Below are 14860 nucleotides of genomic sequence, written 5' to 3'. Positions count from 1 at the left end.
CAATCGACCGGATGACGTCTTACGCAGCGCACGCCAGCTCCGTTTTGCCCGCCTCCAAGGCCCTTGACGTCACCCGTACGGTTCTCGTCGCACTGCCTTTTCTCTGCCCCCTGGTCGCCGGTCCGTCCGTCAACGTGTGGCAGTTGCTGGTTTCCTGGGTTTGCCTCGCGGCGCTTCTTTTGACGGGCCCCGTCGGCTGGCCTGCTCTCGCAGTCGGAGGATGGCTGGGTCTCGGAGGCTTTCTTGTCGCACTTTCCGGGTGGGGCGCGCTGACTGCATGGGGGCCGGCCTGTCTCGCAATCGCAGGAATCGCGTCGGCGGCGAGCGTCGGCAGCGGACTGGCGCGCGACGGTCAAGCAGCTTCCTCGCTATTGGCCAAGGGCGTGCTTGTCGCCGGTCTTGTCAGCGCGGTCCTTGGTTTGCTGCAGTACTACGGTCTTGCCGAACCGCTCGTGCCGTGGACCACGTCTCCGGCCCTGGGGCAGGCCTACGGCAACCTGCGTCAGCGCAACCAGTTTGCTACGCTGATCAGCCTGGCCTGGTGTGCCGCCCTGTGGCTCTACGCCACCAGCGACGCATCGCGCGCGCGGCGCGGTCTCCTGGCAGCGGGTGGACTATTGCTGATCGCCGCCGCAGCGTCGACTTCGCGCACCGGCCTTCTGCAACTGCTGTCGATCACTGGTATAGCAGCCTTCATCGCAAGGCGAGAGCGGCAAAACGTACCGGTAGGCTCGACGGCCTCGTATTGCCTCCCGGCCCCGAAATGGCTGTTGGCGACGATCCCGTTGTACTTCTTGATCGCCTGGGTGCTTCCTCGACTGGCCGGTGGTGGCGGTGGTGCGGTCGAAAGCATGATCGAGCGCTTGAAGACCGGCGCGCCCGACGATCACAGCCGCCTGCTGCTATGGCGCAACGTGCTGGCGCTGATTGCAGAGCACCCTTGGACTGGCTGGGGCTGGGGTGAACTGGCCTTTGCTCACTACAGCACTTCGTACAGTGGTGGGCGCTTTGTCGAGATCCTCGATAACGCGCATAACCTGCCGCTGCATCTCGCGGTCGAACTCGGTATTCCCGCGGCGGTGCTGATTTGCGGCGGCTTTCTCTGGCTGATTCTTTCCGCTCGGCCATGGCACGAGCGCGACCCGGTTCGGCTCATGGGCTGGGGCATGCTCTGGGCGATCGTCCTGCACAGCCTGCTCGAATATCCACTCTGGTACGGACCGTTCCAACTGATCTTCGGACTTTGCATCGGACTGCTGTGGCCAAGCCGGAGCGCCCGATCCGTGGCAAAGGCGGCCCCGTTCGCCGCTGCGGCCCTGTTGGGTATTGCAGGCTATGCAGGCTGGGACTACGTCCGCATCAGCCAGATCTACCTGCCTCGCGAGGAGCGACTCGCGCAATATGAAGACAACACGTTGGCGAAAATCCGCAGCTCCCGGTTCTTTGCCAACCAAGTGCAATTCGCCGAACTAACGCTGACGACGGTCACGCGAGCTAATGCCGGCGCGGTGCATGAACTGGCGCGGCGCATCATGCATTTCTCGCCGGAGCCACGCGTCATCGTCAAGCTGATCGAAAGCGCTAAATTGCTCGGCCTCGAAGACGAGGCCAGGGCACAGGCGGAGCGCTTCAGGGACGCGTTCCCGTCGGATTTCGCCCGTTGGATGAGAGAGGATGCCAGTGAAGGCACCGCTCCCTAGCAGTGCGATTACGGCGTCACCCAGCTCCCCGACTTCCCCCCATGCTTCTCCAGCACATGCACATCGGTAATCCGCATCCCCCGATCCACCGCCTTGCACATGTCGTAGATCGTCAATAGCGCCACCTGCACCGCCGTCAGCGCTTCCATCTCCACCCCCGTCGGCCCGACGGTCTCGACGGTCGCCGTGCAGACCACCTGCGGCACGTTCCCCGCATCGGCAAGCGCAAAAGCCACCGCCACCCGCGTCAACGCCAGTGGATGACACAGCGGAATCAGATCGCTCGTCTTCTTCGCAGCCTGAATCCCCGCGATCCGTGCGATGCCCAGCACGTCGCCCTTCTTCGCCGTCCCCGACTCGATCAGCGCCAGCGTCGCCGCCTGCATCTCGATGCGGCCCGTGGCAACGGCCACTCGGTGGGTTGCGGGCTTGCCGGCCACGTCGACCATGTGGGCCTGGCCCTGGGCGTCAAAATGGGTGAGAGTGCTCATGGTGAACGTTCGTTTTGAAGATGCATCATACGAGCCCGAGCCACAGACGAGGAATGCCGCGCTTGACTCTCCATCGCCCCACGAAAAGCCTGCCGATGCCTGCCTTGCGGTCGTTGTGCGCTACTTTTTTAATAGCTTCACAGGTGCTGTTGCCGGTGCCCGCGCTGGCGCAGATGCAGCAGATCCTGCCCGGGATGGGCGACGGCGGCGAGATGACCGCCAGCGCGGAGCGCCACCTCGGCGACCAGATCGCCCGTGAGCTGTATCGCGACACGGACTACATCGACGACCCGGTGATCGCTGCCTACGTACAAGACATCTGGCAGCGCCTGCTGACGGCCGCCCGCGCGCGCGGCGAGCTCACGCCCGAACTCGACGAGCGTTTCGCCTGGACCGTTTTGCTGGGCCGCGACCGCAACATCAACGCCTTCGCGCTGCCCGGCGGCTACCTGGGGCTCAACCTCGGCCTGGTGGCTGTGGTGGGCAGCCGCGACGAGTTGGCCACGGTGCTCGGGCACGAGCTCTCGCACGTCACGCAGCGCCACATCTCGCGCATCATGAGCAGGCAGGGCAAGCAGATGCCGTTGATGATCGCGGGCCTGATCCTCGGGATGATCGCGGCCGGCAAGAGCCGCAACGGCGATGCCGGCCAGGCCGTGATCATGGGCAGCCAGGCGCTGTTCATGCAAAACCAGCTGAGCTTCTCGCGCGACATGGAGCGCGAGGCTGACCGCATCGGCTTCGGCGTGATGACGCAGGCGGGCTTCGCGCCGCAGGGTGCGGCCGCGATGTTCGAGAAGCTGCAGTACGCCTCGCGCCTCAACGACAACGGCTCTTACCCCTACCTGCGCAGCCACCCGCTGACCACCGAGCGCATCTCCGATATGCAGGGGCGCTTCCAGTTCCGCATGGACGCGGCGCCGCCGGTTCCGCTGGCGATGGACCACGCGATGATCGCCGCGCGAGCCCGTGTGCTGACGCGTCCGGGCGTCGACGTGCTGCGGCTCTGGATCGAATCGGCCTCCAGCGGCGAGTTCGCGAAAAGCTCGCCGGCACAGCAGGCCGGCACGCTCTACGCGGCGGCGCTGTCAGCCAAGGAAATGCGCGACTACAAGAGCGCGCGCACGCTGGTCGAACGACTGGTCGCACGTACGGCGGAAGACCCGGCCGCAGCGAAGCAGGCGCGTTGGCTCAGCGCGGAGATCGAACTCGCCGCAGGCGCGGCCCCCAAGGCAGCTGCGCTGCTCGACGCCAAGTCGAAGGAGCGGCCCGAGATGATGCTCGCCGCCGAAGCCGCCACGGCGATGCGCCAGCCCGCGCCGATGATTCCCGTGCTGCGCGACTGGGTCGCCGCGAACCCACGCGACGCCACGGCGTGGCGCACACTCGCCAATCTCTACGGCGCCCAGAACGACACGCTGCGCGCGGTGCGAGCCGACGCCGAGGCGAACGTGGCGATCCTCGACTACCCGGCCGCGCGCGACCGCTTCAAGGCTGCACAGGAACTCATCCGTCAGTCCAAGGTTGTCGACCACTACGAGGCGTCGATCATCGACACCCGTGCGCGGACAGTGGAGGCGTTGGTGAAAGAGCAGGCCGCGGAGCCGCCCCTGAAGTGACGCAGCGCGGCAGCCGCTGCAGATTCAGCGCTTGGACAGCAGCCCGCCCAGCGCGGATTCGATCAGCAGCCCCAGCAGCGAATACAGCAGCGAGCCGATCAGCGCGGCCAGGAAGCCGCTGACGTGAAAGCCGCCCAGCAGCCCTGACGCGGCCCAGAACAGCAGCGCGTTGATGATGAACAGGAACAGCCCGAGCGTGACGATGGTGACTGGCAGCGTCAGCACCACCAGCACCGGCCGCACGACCATGTTGAGCAGGCCGATCACCGCGGCTGCGATCAGCGCGGAGCCGAAGCTGTTGACCTGGACACCGCTGTAGAGATAGGCAACCGCCAGCAGCGCCACGGCGCTGAGCAGCCATTTGATGATGATGCGCATAGGGCGCTCAGGATACCCCAGGGCCCACAAAACAACGAGCCCCGGTGCGTTGCCGCACCGGGGCTCGTCAGAGAGACTCGTCCTGCCTTACTCGGCCAGTTCGTTCGCCAGCACCAGCAGCGCGCCCATGCCCATTACTGCGCCGGGAAAGGCCCAGCCCGATTGATGGGCCGGTGTCTGGTCGGGCGTTACCGGCTCCAGGTCGACGCCGATCTTCGGGCGGCGCGCATCGACCACGTGAACGGCCGAATGCTCGCGCTTGAGCTGTGCCGTCAGTTCGGTCAGCGGGCCCTTGGCCAGCACCGGGGTCACCTGGCCGCCATTGCGCTCCAGCAGCGGCAGCATTTGCGCCTGCACCTTGCTGAACCACTTGGCACGCCAGTTCTCGCGCGCGCTGTGGCTTACCCACTTGCTGATGCGATGCGTCATGCGCGGCGCACAGGCCACGAGCACCCAATGGCGCGCCACGACGGTGCTCGCGTCCGGAGCAAGTTCGGCGAACTGCTCGCAGGCGTAGGTGACGTCGTCGACATAAAGAATGATCTTTTCCATGGCGTGCTCCTTCAGGTAGTTAGAGTGACAGAGACTGGTTTGGACAGGAAGTTCGTGGTTGAGCAGTGACCACCGGCTCAGCCGGTCGTCACCGCCTGTTGTTCAGGCTTGTTGCGGGCGTGGCGCGCAGCCACCCACTTGCCGATTGCCAGCACCAGCAGCGCACCGGCGATACCGGCTGCGTACTTGACCACGTCGGTCTGCGGCACCTTCGGCACCCAGGTCCAGGCGGCGGCGTTTGCCAGTGCGGGGTCGGACACGGCCATCGTGCCGGCGATCCAGCCGAGCAGCATGCCGCCCAGCGTGATGATCATCGGGAAGCGGTCCATCAGCTTGATGACCAGCTGGCTGCCCCAGACGATGATCGGGATGCTCACGAGCAGGCCGAAGATCACGAGCGGCATCTGGTGGCCGTCGCCCGCGCCTTGCGCGGCACCGGCAATGGCGATCACGTTGTCGACGCTCATCACGAGGTCGGCCACGATCACGGTCTTGACCGCGCCCCACAGCTTGTCGCTGCCGGTGATGTTGCCGTGTGCGTCGTCGTGTTCAGGGGCCAGCAGCTTGACGCCGATCCACAGCAGCAGGATTGCACCCACCAGCTTCAGGAACGGAATGGCGAGCAGCGTCAGCGCGAAGAAGATCAGGATGACGCGCAGGATGATGGCGCCCGCTGTGCCCCAAAGAATGCCCTTGGTGCGTTGGGCCGGCGGCAGCTTTCGGCAGGCCAGCGCAATCACGACGGCGTTGTCGCCGCCCAGCAGGATGTCGATCATGATGATCTGACCGACCGCGACCCAGAACTCCGGGGTCATGAACATTTCCATAGATTTCCTCTTTGTCTTCGCGCCCCAGCCTCTCCCTTCAGGGGCGACGACGGAAGGCGCATGTCGATGCGTTTCGATTCATCCCGTGCGGGAAGATCGAAAGCGAGGAATGAAGTCCGGGGGTGACACCGGGAGCTTGCGAACGCTTCGACCAAACCTGCACAGGTTCAAATCGAAGGTCTCGCTCGACAGCGCTCGCGCGAGTGCGCGCACGTTGCCCGGCAGGCCGGAAGTGTTTTGCTTCGTATTGACGACCTGACGATTCGCGCTGCCGTGGACAGCGGTCGGGAGCTACTCCCCTTCGTGGGGCGGATTAGAGCATCGAAGCTCGCGGCGGTGCAATCGAAAGTTTCCACGGGTTTAAAGAGAACACCTTTGAATTGCTGATGAACAGGGCGTGTGATGCTCTGTTTTTCATAGCAATCTTGTCCCTTCGGCGTTTCGGGACATTGCCGGACTATGATCGCCGTCCGCTGCTTTTTCACGTTCCATGGCTGCCATACACATCACCGACATCGAGGCCGCCATCAACCACTGGCGCGAGAAGACGCCGTCGCCCGACGGGGTCACGCTGGGCCCCGAATTGCGCGCGCTGGCCGAGGTCTACGCGCTCATGGTTTTCCACCACGAGGACGAGGTCGACGAGGTCGGCTTTCCGCCCAAGGCCTGGGCCGCATGGATGGCCTGGTACGAGAGCACGCCCGACACCCCCTGCATCGCGATCTGCTCCACCAGCCAGGGCGACGACGAATGCAAGGGCTGCGGCCGCACCTTCGACGAGGTGCAGTTCTGGCCCGGCATGACACCCGTCGAGAAGCGCGCCACGTGGCGCCGCATCACGATGGAAGACTCGGCCTGGCGCTTCAACCGCTATGCAGAACGGGCGCGCGAGGCGGAACCGCCGCCGTCCGCGGCCGAGCCCGAGCTCGATCCCGACGACGAGAAAAACTGGGCCCCCTGACAATGCGCCGCCTCGCGCAAGCTCCCAATCTCGCGATCGCGACCGTGTGGGTGCACGCGCTGCGCGAAGAGGGCGTGGCCGCCACCGTGCAGCGCGAATTCCTCGGCGCGGTAATGGGCCAGTTGCCACCCGACCAGTGCCTGCCCGAGATCTGGATCGACGACGAGACCCAGTTCGACCTGGCCAGGAGGCTGCTGCACGAGCTGCAGCACCGTCCGCAGCGCAGTTGGCTGTGCGTATGCGGCGAGCAGGTCGAAGGCGGCTTCGAGCAGTGCTGGCAGTGCGGCGAGATGATGCCGGCGGTCTAGCCGCGCGGCATTACTTCCAGCGCAGCAGTTCGACGTCGATGCTGTTCGTGCCGTCGCCCAGCGTCAGCGTGTTTTCCTGAATGGTCGCTTGCAGCTGCATGCTGCGCTGCGCCAGCGCAGCCAGCGCTTGCGAAGCATTCGTCGGCACGCGATAGACCTTCAGGTTCTGCGGTCGCGTGAGCTTGTTCTCGATGCCGCGCCACCAGATTTCGGCGGCGTGGTTGAAGCAGTAGACGATCACCTCATCCGCCTTGCCGCAGGCCTTGATGATGGGCTTGTCTTCCGGCTGGCCGACCTCGATCCAGATCTTGACCTCGCCCGTGAAGTCGCGCAGCCACACGTCGGGCTCGTCGACGTTCGACAAACCGGCGCCAAAGGCCAGCGTGCCGTCGCCCTGGCAGATGTCCTGCAGCTGGTGCGCATTGAGCGCGAGCGCGACGAGCCGGATCATCATCCGCTCGTCGGTTTCGCTCGGGTGGCGCGCCAGGGTCAGCGCATGGTCGGCGTAGTAGCCGTGGTCGATGTCGGCCACCGCGAGGGTGGCCTTGAAGATGGTGGACTTGAGGGCCATCAGATGCGCTTGGCCAGCTCGGCAGCCTTGCCGACGTAGCTGGCCGGCGTCATCGCCAGCAGACGGGCCTTTTCCTCTTCCGGAATCTCCAGCGAGCGGATCAGTCCGTGCAGCGCCTCGGCCGTCACGGTCTTGCCGCGCGTCACTTCCTTCAGTTGCTCGTAGGCGCCCTGCACGCCGAAGCGGCGCATCACGGTCTGGATCGGCTCGGCCAGCACTTCCCACGAGGCGTCGAGGTCTTCGGCCAGCGCTTCCTCGTTGAGTTCGAGTTTGCCCAGGCCGGTGGCCAGGCTGGCGTAGGCCAGCGTGGCATAGCCGAAGGCCACGCCGATGTTGCGCAGCACCGTGCTGTCGGTCAGGTCGCGCTGCCAGCGGCTGATGGGCAGCTTCTCGCTCAGGTGGCGCAGCACCGCGTTGGCCAGGCCCAGGTTGCCTTCGGCGTTCTCGAAGTCGATCGGGTTGACCTTGTGCGGCATCGTCGAGGAGCCGATCTCGCCCTTCTTCAGCCGCTGCTTGAAGTAGCCCAGGCTCACGTAGCCCCAGATGTCGCGCGAGAAGTCGATCAGGATCGTGTTGGCGCGGGCCACCGCGTCGAACAGCTCGGCCATGTAGTCGTGCGGCTCGATCTGGATGCTGTACGGCTGGAAGCTCAGACCCAGACCCAGCGGCGCGGGCGTCTCGATGACCTTGCGGCTGAAGGCCTCCCAGTCGAAATCGGGCCAGGCGGCCAGATGGGCGTTGTAGTTGCCGACCGCGCCGTTCATCTTGCCCAGCAGCTGCACCGAGGCAATCTGCGCGCGGGCCTTCGACAGGCGCACCGTCACGTTGGCGATTTCCTTGCCGACCGTGGTCGGGCTGGCGGTCTGGCCGTGCGTGCGCGACAGCATCGACACGTTGGCGAACTGGTGCGCCATTTCGCGCAGCTTGGTGATCAGGCCGTCGATGGCCGGCAGCACCACCTTGTCGCGCGCGGCCTGGATCTGCAGGGCGTGGCTGGTGTTGTTGATGTCCTCGCTGGTGCAGGCGAAGTGCACGAACTCGGCGGCTGCGAGCAGCTCGGGCCGGGCTTCGAACTTGGACTTGATCCAGTATTCGACCGCCTTCACGTCGTGGTTGGTGGTTTTCTCGATTTCCTTGATGGCCAGCGCGTCGGCCTCGGAAAAGTGCGACACCAGGCCCAGCAGGTACTTGCGGGCGCCGCCCGTCAGGGGCTTGAATTCGGCGAAGCCGCAGTCGGACAGCGCAATGAACCACGCCACCTCGACTTGCACGCGCCGGTGCATATAGCCCTGTTCGCTCATCAGCGGACGCAACGCCGCGAGTTTGGCCGCGTAACGGCCATCAAGGGGGGAAAGGGCGGAAACGGTGGAAAAGCTCATGCCCGAATTTTAGGCGGCCGGCGGTCCGTGGGGCGGTACCGACACATTGGGGTCGATTTGGGGCTCTGGTTTTCCCGTTCACCTAAAATGACTATTAACAAACGTCTTCAAAGTTAGGGAGAGAGCCTTCATGAAACTGATCGGATCCGCCGCCAGCCCTTATGTGCGCAAGGTGCGCGTGGTGCTGGCCGAAAAGCGGCTCGATTACCAGTTCGTGATCGAAGACGTCTGGGCTGCCGACACCACGATCTCCAACTCCAACCCGCTCGGCAAGGTTCCCTGCCTGATCATGGAAGGCGGCGAGGCGATGTTCGACTCCCGTGTGATCGTCGAATACCTGGATACCCTGTCGCCGGTCGGCAAGCTGATTCCGCAGCAGGGCCGCGAGCGCGCCGAGGTCAAGACCTGGGAGGCGCTGGCCGATGGCGTCATGGACGCTGGCGTGCTCTGGCGCCTGGAAGCCACCTGGGCCGGCCGCAACGACGGCGAGCGCAGCGCAGCCTGGATCGAGCGCCAGCGCACCAAGGTCGAGGACGGCGTCGCCGCCATGTCCAAGGGCCTGGGCGACAAGCCCTTCTGCAGCGGCATCCACCTGAGCCTGTCGGACATCGCGGTGGGCTGCACGCTGGGCTGGCTGGACCTGCGCTTCCCCGAAATCGACTGGCGCGGCGACCACGGCAACCTCGCGAAGCTGTTCGACAAGCTGATGCTGCGGCCCAGCTTCATCGACACCAAGCCCTGAGAAACGAGCCCTGAAGAAAGGCGCCGCACGGCGCCTTTTTCTTTTCGGCTTCTTCAGCGCTTGCGCAGCGTGTACTGCACCACGTCGATGTTCGCCTGCGAGAACGCGGCCTCGCAGTAGGCCAGGTAGAACTCCCAGATGCGCATGAAGCGCTCGTCGAAACCCAGCTGCAGGATGCGGCCGCGCTGCCCGAGGAAGCTCTCGCGCCAGCGGCGCAGCGTCTCGGCGTAGTCGGCACCGAAGGCGAATTCGTCCACCACCTCCAGCCCCGCGGCCTCGGCCCCGCGGCGGAACTCGCGCGGGCAGGGCAGGCAGCCGCCCGGGAAGATGTACTGCTGGATGAAGTCGGTCGAGTCGATGTAGCGGTCGAACAGCAAATCGTCGATCACGATGCTCTGCACGCAGGCGCGGCCGCCCGGCTTGAGCAGCCGGCTCACGCTCTGGAAGTAGGTCGGCCAGTACGCGCGGCCCACGGCTTCCACCATTTCGATGGAGCACACCGCGTCAAAGGGCGCGTCAGCGATGTCGCGGTAGTCCTGCAGGCGCAGGTCGGTGGCCAGCCCGGCGGTGCGCTCGCGGGCGTAGGCGAGCTGCTCGGTCGATAGCGTCACGCCTGTCACCGAGGCGCCGAAGTCCGTCGCCGCCATCTCGGCCAGCGCGCCCCAGCCGCAGCCGATTTCGAGCACGCGGTCGCCGGGTTGCACGGCCGCCAGCTCGAGCGCGCGGCGCACCTTGGCACGCTGCGCCTCGAGCATCGGCTTCGAGAGGTCGTCCTCGAACCAGGCCGACGAGTAGTTCATCGTCTCGTCGAGCCAGAGTTTGTAGAACGCGTTGCCCAGGTCGTAGTGCGCGTGGATGTTGCGCGAGCTGCCCGCCTTGCTGTTGCGGTTCATGAGGTGCCGCACGCGATACAGCAGGCGGCCGGGCCAGCTGCCGTACACCACGTCTTCGATGGCGCGGCGATTGGCGATGAACACTTTGATCAGCTCGGTCAGGTTGGGCGTGGTCCAGTCGCCGGCGATGTAGCTCTCGGCAAAGCCGATGTCGCCCGACTTGAGCGCGGCCTTGCAGGCATTCCAGTTGCGCAGCGTGAGTGAGGCCGTGGGGCCGCTGCCCGGCGTGGCACCGAAGTGCCGCACCGAGTCGTCGGGCAGGCGCACGGTCAGCGAACCATGGGCCAGCCGCTGCAGCAGGCCGAGCACGGTGCGCGCGGCGGCGGGCGCGCCCTGGGGCAGCGAGAAGCGGGACGCGGTTGTTGTGGACGTCATGGATTCACCTGCTGCTGCTGGTTGTCGCGTGAAACGAAGTGCGTGGGCGGCGCCGGCTTGGCGACCAGAGGAACACGCTTGACCCACAGCTTCACGGCCTGCCAGTGGATGCGCGCGATCAGCCCGAAGGTCATGGCCGGATAGCGCCACAGCGCGCGCCGCACGCTGGCCGCGGTCATGGGACCGAGTTCGCCGCTCACGCTGGTCTGCAGCAGCGGGCCGTCGGTGTCATCGTGGTCGATGCGCACTACCGTATGTGCGCGGTCGGCATCGACGAAGAAGCGAAAGCGGTAGCTGCCGTCGACGCGGCAGAAAGGCGAGACGTGGAAGGCCTTGGTCGCCTGGAGCTCCGCACCGTACACCGGGCGGTCCAGCAGGTAGCAATGGCGCTCGCCGAAGGTGTTGTTGACCTCGACCACGATGGCCCGCAGCACGCCTTCGGGCGTGTGGCAGTACCAGAAGCTCACCGGCTTGAAGGTGTAGCCGAACACGCGCGGGTAGCAGTGCAGCCAGGCTTCGCCGCCGGCGTCGTGGATCTGGTGGGCGGCCAGCAGATCGTCGAGCCAAGCCAGCGCGCCGCCTTGTTCTGGCGGGCGGCCGTCGCCGTGGTCGATGTCGTGGAAGGAGATGGCGGCCGCGCGGTTGAGCGCAACGGCCTTGCTGCCACCCGCGCGCAGGGTGCGCATCGGCAGCATCAGGAAGTAGGTCGGATAGACGAAGGCATTGCGCGCCGGGCGCAGGCGTGTGTGGCGGACCTCGCCGAAGCCCATCAGCGGCACGGCCTGTGTCGGTGTCATGCCGCAAGCCTCGTCGTCGCGTTTTCGCCTGCGGACAGCCGCGCGCGCAGGCCCTCGGCCACGGCCAGGCCGGCTTTCAGGCCGTCTTCGTGGAAGCCGTAGCCCATCCACGCGCCGGCGAACCAGGTGTTGCGCTGGCCTTGCAGGGCGGGAACCTCGGCCTGCGCTCGGATCGCGGCAAGGTCGAGCACCGGGTGGTCGTAGTCGTATTCGGCCATGACCTGACTACGCTGGATTTCGCGCACCGGATTCAACGAAACGACGACCGGTTGTTCCCAAGGCAGCGGCTGCAGCTTGTTCAGCAGGTAGTGCAGGCAGACGCGGCCCGATTCGCGCTCGCCGGCTCGTTCGTAGTCGGCGCGCTCGTAGTTCCAGGCGGCCCAGGCCGCGCGGCACTGCGGCAGCACCGAGGCGTCGGTGTGCAGCACGGCATGGTTCGACTGGTAGCGGATCGCGTCCAGCACCGAAGCCTCGGCGGGGCTCGCGTCGCGCAGCATGGCGAGCGACTGGTCGGAGTGCGTGGCCAGCACGACGTGGTCGAAGCGCTCGACGCCTGCGTCGGTGGTCACCAGCACCCCGGCATCAGTGCGGGCGATGCCGCGCACGGACGTGTTCAGGCGCTTGTCGGCCAAGCCCGCGGCGATCTTCTCGACGTAGTGCCGCGAGCCGCCGCGCACGGTGCGCCACTGCGGCCGGTTGGCGATCTGGATCAGGCCGTGGTTGTGGCAGAAGCGGATCATGGTTGCGACCGGGAACCTCAGCATCCGCGTGGTCGAGCAGCTCCAGATGCAGCCCATCATCGGCAGGAAATACCACTCGCGAAACGCCGTGCCGAAGCAGTGGGCGTCGAGGAATTCGCCCAGCGGCTGGGCCATTTCGCCCTCGGTGCCGGCCTCGGCGATACGCGTCGTCAGGCGGTTGAAGCGCAGCAGATCGCCGAGCATTCCCAGGAAGCGGCGGTTGAAGAGGTTGCGCCGCTGGGCGAACACGGTGCCGAGGCTGTTGCCGCTCCACTCCAGCCGGCCGCCACCGTTGTCGCGCGCGGCCTGGACCGAGAACGACATGTCGGACGCGGCCGTCTCGACGCCGAGTTCGGCAAAAAGACGGATCAGGTTCGGGTAGGTGCGGTCGTTGTAGACCAGGAAGCCGGTGTCGACGCCATGGGCGACGCGGGTGGTGTCGGTGGAGGAGCGTGGAAGCTCGATCGTTGCCGTATGGGCGTGACCACCGAAGTAGTCACTGGCTTCGAAGAGGGTGACGGCGGCCGCGTCGCGCAGTGAATGCGCTGCGGCCAATCCTGAGATGCCGGCGCCGATGACGGCGATGCGAGGGGGCCGCGTCATCGCGAAACCCCAACCCGGCTGGAAGACAAAAATGCTGCGAGGCGCCCCGACGCGAAGGAGGGAGGGAGGGAGGAGGAGAAGAATCGCCTCGGGATTTCGACCAGACGGCAGGCGCCCGGAAGACCTCGCAACATGAAAACTGCTGGGCAATCACTGCCCACGCAAGTTAGGAGCGCGACATCCGCGGCACGGTTCCCGCGCGTTTGGTAAACGTTTGTGACGCCGAGTTCACGATGATTTAGACGCATCGGTAAATAATATTACCGATTCGTTTTCTTGTGAACTGCTCAGTCTCAATTTGGCCCGAGCTGCTTCTCGATGACGTTCACGAAGCCGTTTTCATCGGGCGCCGTCATGCTCGACCACGCCTGCACGACCTTGCCGTCGCGCCCGATCAGGTACTTGTAGAAGTTCCACTTCGGCGTGGTGCCGGAGGCCTGTGCGAGCTGCTTGAACAGCGGGTTCGCCTCGGTGCCGCGCACAGAAGACTTGGCGAACATCGGGAATTTCACGCCGAAGGTGCTTTCGCAGAAGTCGGCAATTTCCTTGTTGGAGCCCGATTCCTGGGAGAAATCGTTGGACGGGAAGCCCAGCACCACGAGCCCGCGCGAGCGGTATTTCATGTCCAGCGACTCCAGCCCCTTGTATTGCGGAGTGAATCCGCAGAAGCTGGCCGTATTGACCACCAAAACCACCTTGCCGGAGTACTGGCACAAAGATTGGGGTTTTTCATCCTGCAGCCGCGGGAAGGTGTGTTGCAGGATCGCCGGGCATCCTGCGGCCTCTGTCGGAGCGGGCGCGGCGGACGCCGTCTGGGCGTGGGCGGGAAGGGTCGAAAAGAGGCTCGCCACGAGGGAAATCGCGGGGGCGCAGCGCCAGAGCGTCGACAATCGGAAGAGGGTTCGCATGGCGGGCTCCTGGGTCAAAAAGGGGGGTGTGCATCCGTGCCGCAACGGCGCACGTATTCGCATCATCGCGCGTCTGTCATGGTCGCGCCAAACTGGCCGACTAAAATCGGCGGCCATAGAAAGACATTGATGCTCTATCCGGAACTCTTCAGACAACTCGAATCCGTCCGCTGGGACATGGACAAGGACATTCCCTGGCAGTCGTTCGACGCTTCCTTGCTGTCGGAAGAGCAGGCGCAAACCATCAAGATGAATGCCATCACCGAGTGGGCGGCGCTGCCGGCCACCGAGATGTTCCTGCGCGACAACCGCCACGATAGCGATTTTTCCGCTTTCATGTCGATCTGGTTCTTCGAGGAGCAGAAGCACTCGCTGGTGCTCATGGAGTACCTGAAGCGCTTCAGCCCCAAGCACGCCCCCACCGAAGAAGAGCTGCACGAAGTGCGCTTCGACTTCGACCCGGCCCCGCCGCTCGAAACCCTCATGCTGCATTTCTGCGGCGAAATCCGCCTCAACCACTGGTACCGCCGTGCCGCCCAGTGGCACACCGAGCCGGTCATCAAGCACATCTACACCACGCTGAGCCAGGACGAAGCCCGCCACGGTGGCGCCTACCTGCGATACATGAAGCGCGCGATGGAAAAGTTCGGCGACGAGGCCCGTGCCGCGTTCACCAAGGTCGGCGTCCTGATGGCCAGCGCGCGGCGTACGGCGCAGGCCCTGCACCCGACCAACCTGCATGTCAGCAAGGCGCACTTCCCGCGCGACACCATCCAGAGCCGCATGCCCGATCCGGACTGGCTCGAGCACTGGCTCGACAAGCAGATCAAGTTCGATGCCGTCTGGGAAACCAAGGTTGGCGAACGCATCCTGCACAACCTGAGCCTGCTGATGAACCGCAGCTTCAAGACGGTCCAGGAACTGAACCGCTACCGTAAAGAGTTGGCGGCCACCCTGGGGCCCAAGCCCGAATACCAGGGCGCATAAAGAAAAACGCCCCGCACGCCGGGGCGTTC

16 protein-coding genes are annotated in these 14860 nt (G+C 65.3%); 6 read left to right on the top strand and 10 right to left on the bottom strand.

Annotation, left to right across the window (positions count from 1 at the left end):
* Positions 1-11: 11 nt before the first annotated feature.
* Positions 12-1700, top strand: a complete 1689-nt coding sequence (locus tag ACSFCA_RS17885) for a PglL family O-oligosaccharyltransferase (RefSeq protein WP_435460338.1) — start codon at positions 12-14, stop codon at positions 1698-1700.
* A gap of 8 nt (positions 1701-1708) precedes the next feature.
* On the opposite strand, the gene moaC is transcribed toward ACSFCA_RS17885, so the two are convergent.
* Positions 1709-2191, bottom strand: coding sequence for a cyclic pyranopterin monophosphate synthase MoaC (moaC, locus tag ACSFCA_RS17880; RefSeq protein ID WP_435460339.1), 483 nt, complete (start codon positions 2189-2191; stop codon positions 1709-1711).
* Between the two features lie 53 nt (positions 2192-2244).
* Between moaC and ACSFCA_RS17875 the strand changes: the two genes are divergently transcribed.
* The gene (locus ACSFCA_RS17875; protein ID WP_435460340.1) at positions 2245-3810 is read left to right on the top strand and encodes a M48 family metalloprotease; all 1566 of its coding nucleotides are present in this window, start codon (positions 2245-2247) and stop codon (positions 3808-3810) included.
* 24 nt (positions 3811-3834) lie between these two features.
* Here the strand turns inward: ACSFCA_RS17875 and ACSFCA_RS17870 are convergent, their stop codons facing one another.
* From ACSFCA_RS17870 to ACSFCA_RS17860, 3 genes are all read right to left on the bottom strand, one after another.
* A complete protein-coding gene (locus ACSFCA_RS17870; RefSeq protein WP_093076271.1) occupies positions 3835-4188 on the bottom strand; it encodes a phage holin family protein in 354 nt (117 codons plus the stop codon).
* An 87-nt stretch (positions 4189-4275) separates the two neighbouring features.
* A complete protein-coding gene (locus tag ACSFCA_RS17865; protein WP_093055263.1) occupies positions 4276-4740 on the bottom strand; it encodes a hypothetical protein in 465 nt (154 codons plus the stop codon).
* 77 nt (positions 4741-4817) lie between these two features.
* Positions 4818-5567 (bottom strand): TerC family protein, encoded by a 750-nt coding sequence (locus ACSFCA_RS17860; RefSeq protein ID WP_093076270.1) that lies wholly within the window; start codon positions 5565-5567, stop codon positions 4818-4820.
* 490 nt (positions 5568-6057) lie between these two features.
* On the opposite strand from ACSFCA_RS17860, the gene ACSFCA_RS17855 reads away from it, so the two are divergent.
* Positions 6058-6528 carry a DUF3717 domain-containing protein gene (locus tag ACSFCA_RS17855; RefSeq protein WP_093055267.1) on the top strand — a complete coding sequence of 157 codons (471 nt, stop codon included), beginning with the start codon at positions 6058-6060 and terminating at the stop codon, positions 6526-6528.
* A 2-nt stretch (positions 6529-6530) separates the two neighbouring features.
* Positions 6531-6836: a putative signal transducing protein gene (locus ACSFCA_RS17850; RefSeq protein WP_258352215.1), complete on the top strand. Its 306-nt coding sequence runs from the start codon at positions 6531-6533 to the stop codon at positions 6834-6836.
* A 10-nt stretch (positions 6837-6846) separates the two neighbouring features.
* On the opposite strand, the gene ACSFCA_RS17845 is transcribed toward ACSFCA_RS17850, so the two are convergent.
* Together ACSFCA_RS17845 and purB are read right to left on the bottom strand one after the other, a co-directional pair.
* Complete coding sequence (locus tag ACSFCA_RS17845) at positions 6847-7407, bottom strand: YaeQ family protein (RefSeq protein WP_258352216.1); 561 nt, start codon at positions 7405-7407, stop codon at positions 6847-6849.
* Positions 7407-8786 carry an adenylosuccinate lyase gene (purB, locus tag ACSFCA_RS17840; RefSeq protein WP_093174419.1) on the bottom strand — a complete coding sequence of 460 codons (1380 nt, stop codon included), beginning with the start codon at positions 8784-8786 and terminating at the stop codon, positions 7407-7409. Before purB ends, ACSFCA_RS17845 begins: the two co-directional genes overlap by 1 nt.
* A gap of 130 nt (positions 8787-8916) precedes the next feature.
* On the opposite strand from purB, the gene ACSFCA_RS17835 reads away from it, so the two are divergent.
* Positions 8917-9528 (top strand): glutathione S-transferase N-terminal domain-containing protein, encoded by a 612-nt coding sequence (locus ACSFCA_RS17835; protein ID WP_093174417.1) that lies wholly within the window; start codon positions 8917-8919, stop codon positions 9526-9528.
* Between the two features lie 53 nt (positions 9529-9581).
* Here ACSFCA_RS17835 and ACSFCA_RS17830 read toward each other — a convergent pair whose 3' ends face one another.
* The 4 genes from ACSFCA_RS17830 to ACSFCA_RS17815 form a co-directional block, all read right to left on the bottom strand.
* Positions 9582-10796 carry a class I SAM-dependent methyltransferase gene (locus ACSFCA_RS17830; RefSeq protein WP_435460341.1) on the bottom strand — a complete coding sequence of 405 codons (1215 nt, stop codon included), beginning with the start codon at positions 10794-10796 and terminating at the stop codon, positions 9582-9584.
* Positions 10793-11593 carry a DUF1365 domain-containing protein gene (locus ACSFCA_RS17825; protein WP_435460342.1) on the bottom strand — a complete coding sequence of 267 codons (801 nt, stop codon included), beginning with the start codon at positions 11591-11593 and terminating at the stop codon, positions 10793-10795. The genes ACSFCA_RS17830 and ACSFCA_RS17825 overlap by 4 nt, the downstream gene beginning before the upstream one ends.
* Positions 11590-12936 (bottom strand): NAD(P)/FAD-dependent oxidoreductase, encoded by a 1347-nt coding sequence (locus tag ACSFCA_RS17820; RefSeq protein ID WP_435460343.1) that lies wholly within the window; start codon positions 12934-12936, stop codon positions 11590-11592. The genes ACSFCA_RS17825 and ACSFCA_RS17820 overlap by 4 nt, the downstream gene beginning before the upstream one ends.
* Before the next feature lie 293 nt (positions 12937-13229).
* On the bottom strand, positions 13230-13844 hold the full coding sequence (locus ACSFCA_RS17815) for a glutathione peroxidase (protein ID WP_435460535.1): 615 nt from the start codon (positions 13842-13844) through the stop codon (positions 13230-13232).
* A 129-nt stretch (positions 13845-13973) separates the two neighbouring features.
* Here ACSFCA_RS17815 and ACSFCA_RS17810 point away from each other — a divergent pair, with 129 nt between their 5' ends.
* The gene (locus ACSFCA_RS17810) at positions 13974-14831 is read left to right on the top strand and encodes a ferritin family protein (protein ID WP_093055286.1); all 858 of its coding nucleotides are present in this window, start codon (positions 13974-13976) and stop codon (positions 14829-14831) included.
* The last annotated feature ends 29 nt before the right edge of the window (positions 14832-14860 follow it).

This window comes from Variovorax multivorans (genome assembly GCF_051216835.1).
In the GTDB taxonomy this organism is placed as follows: domain Bacteria; phylum Pseudomonadota; class Gammaproteobacteria; order Burkholderiales; family Burkholderiaceae_C; genus Variovorax.
Note: the sequence above shows the minus strand (reverse complement) of the source record. Positions and strands in the feature narration are given on the sequence as shown.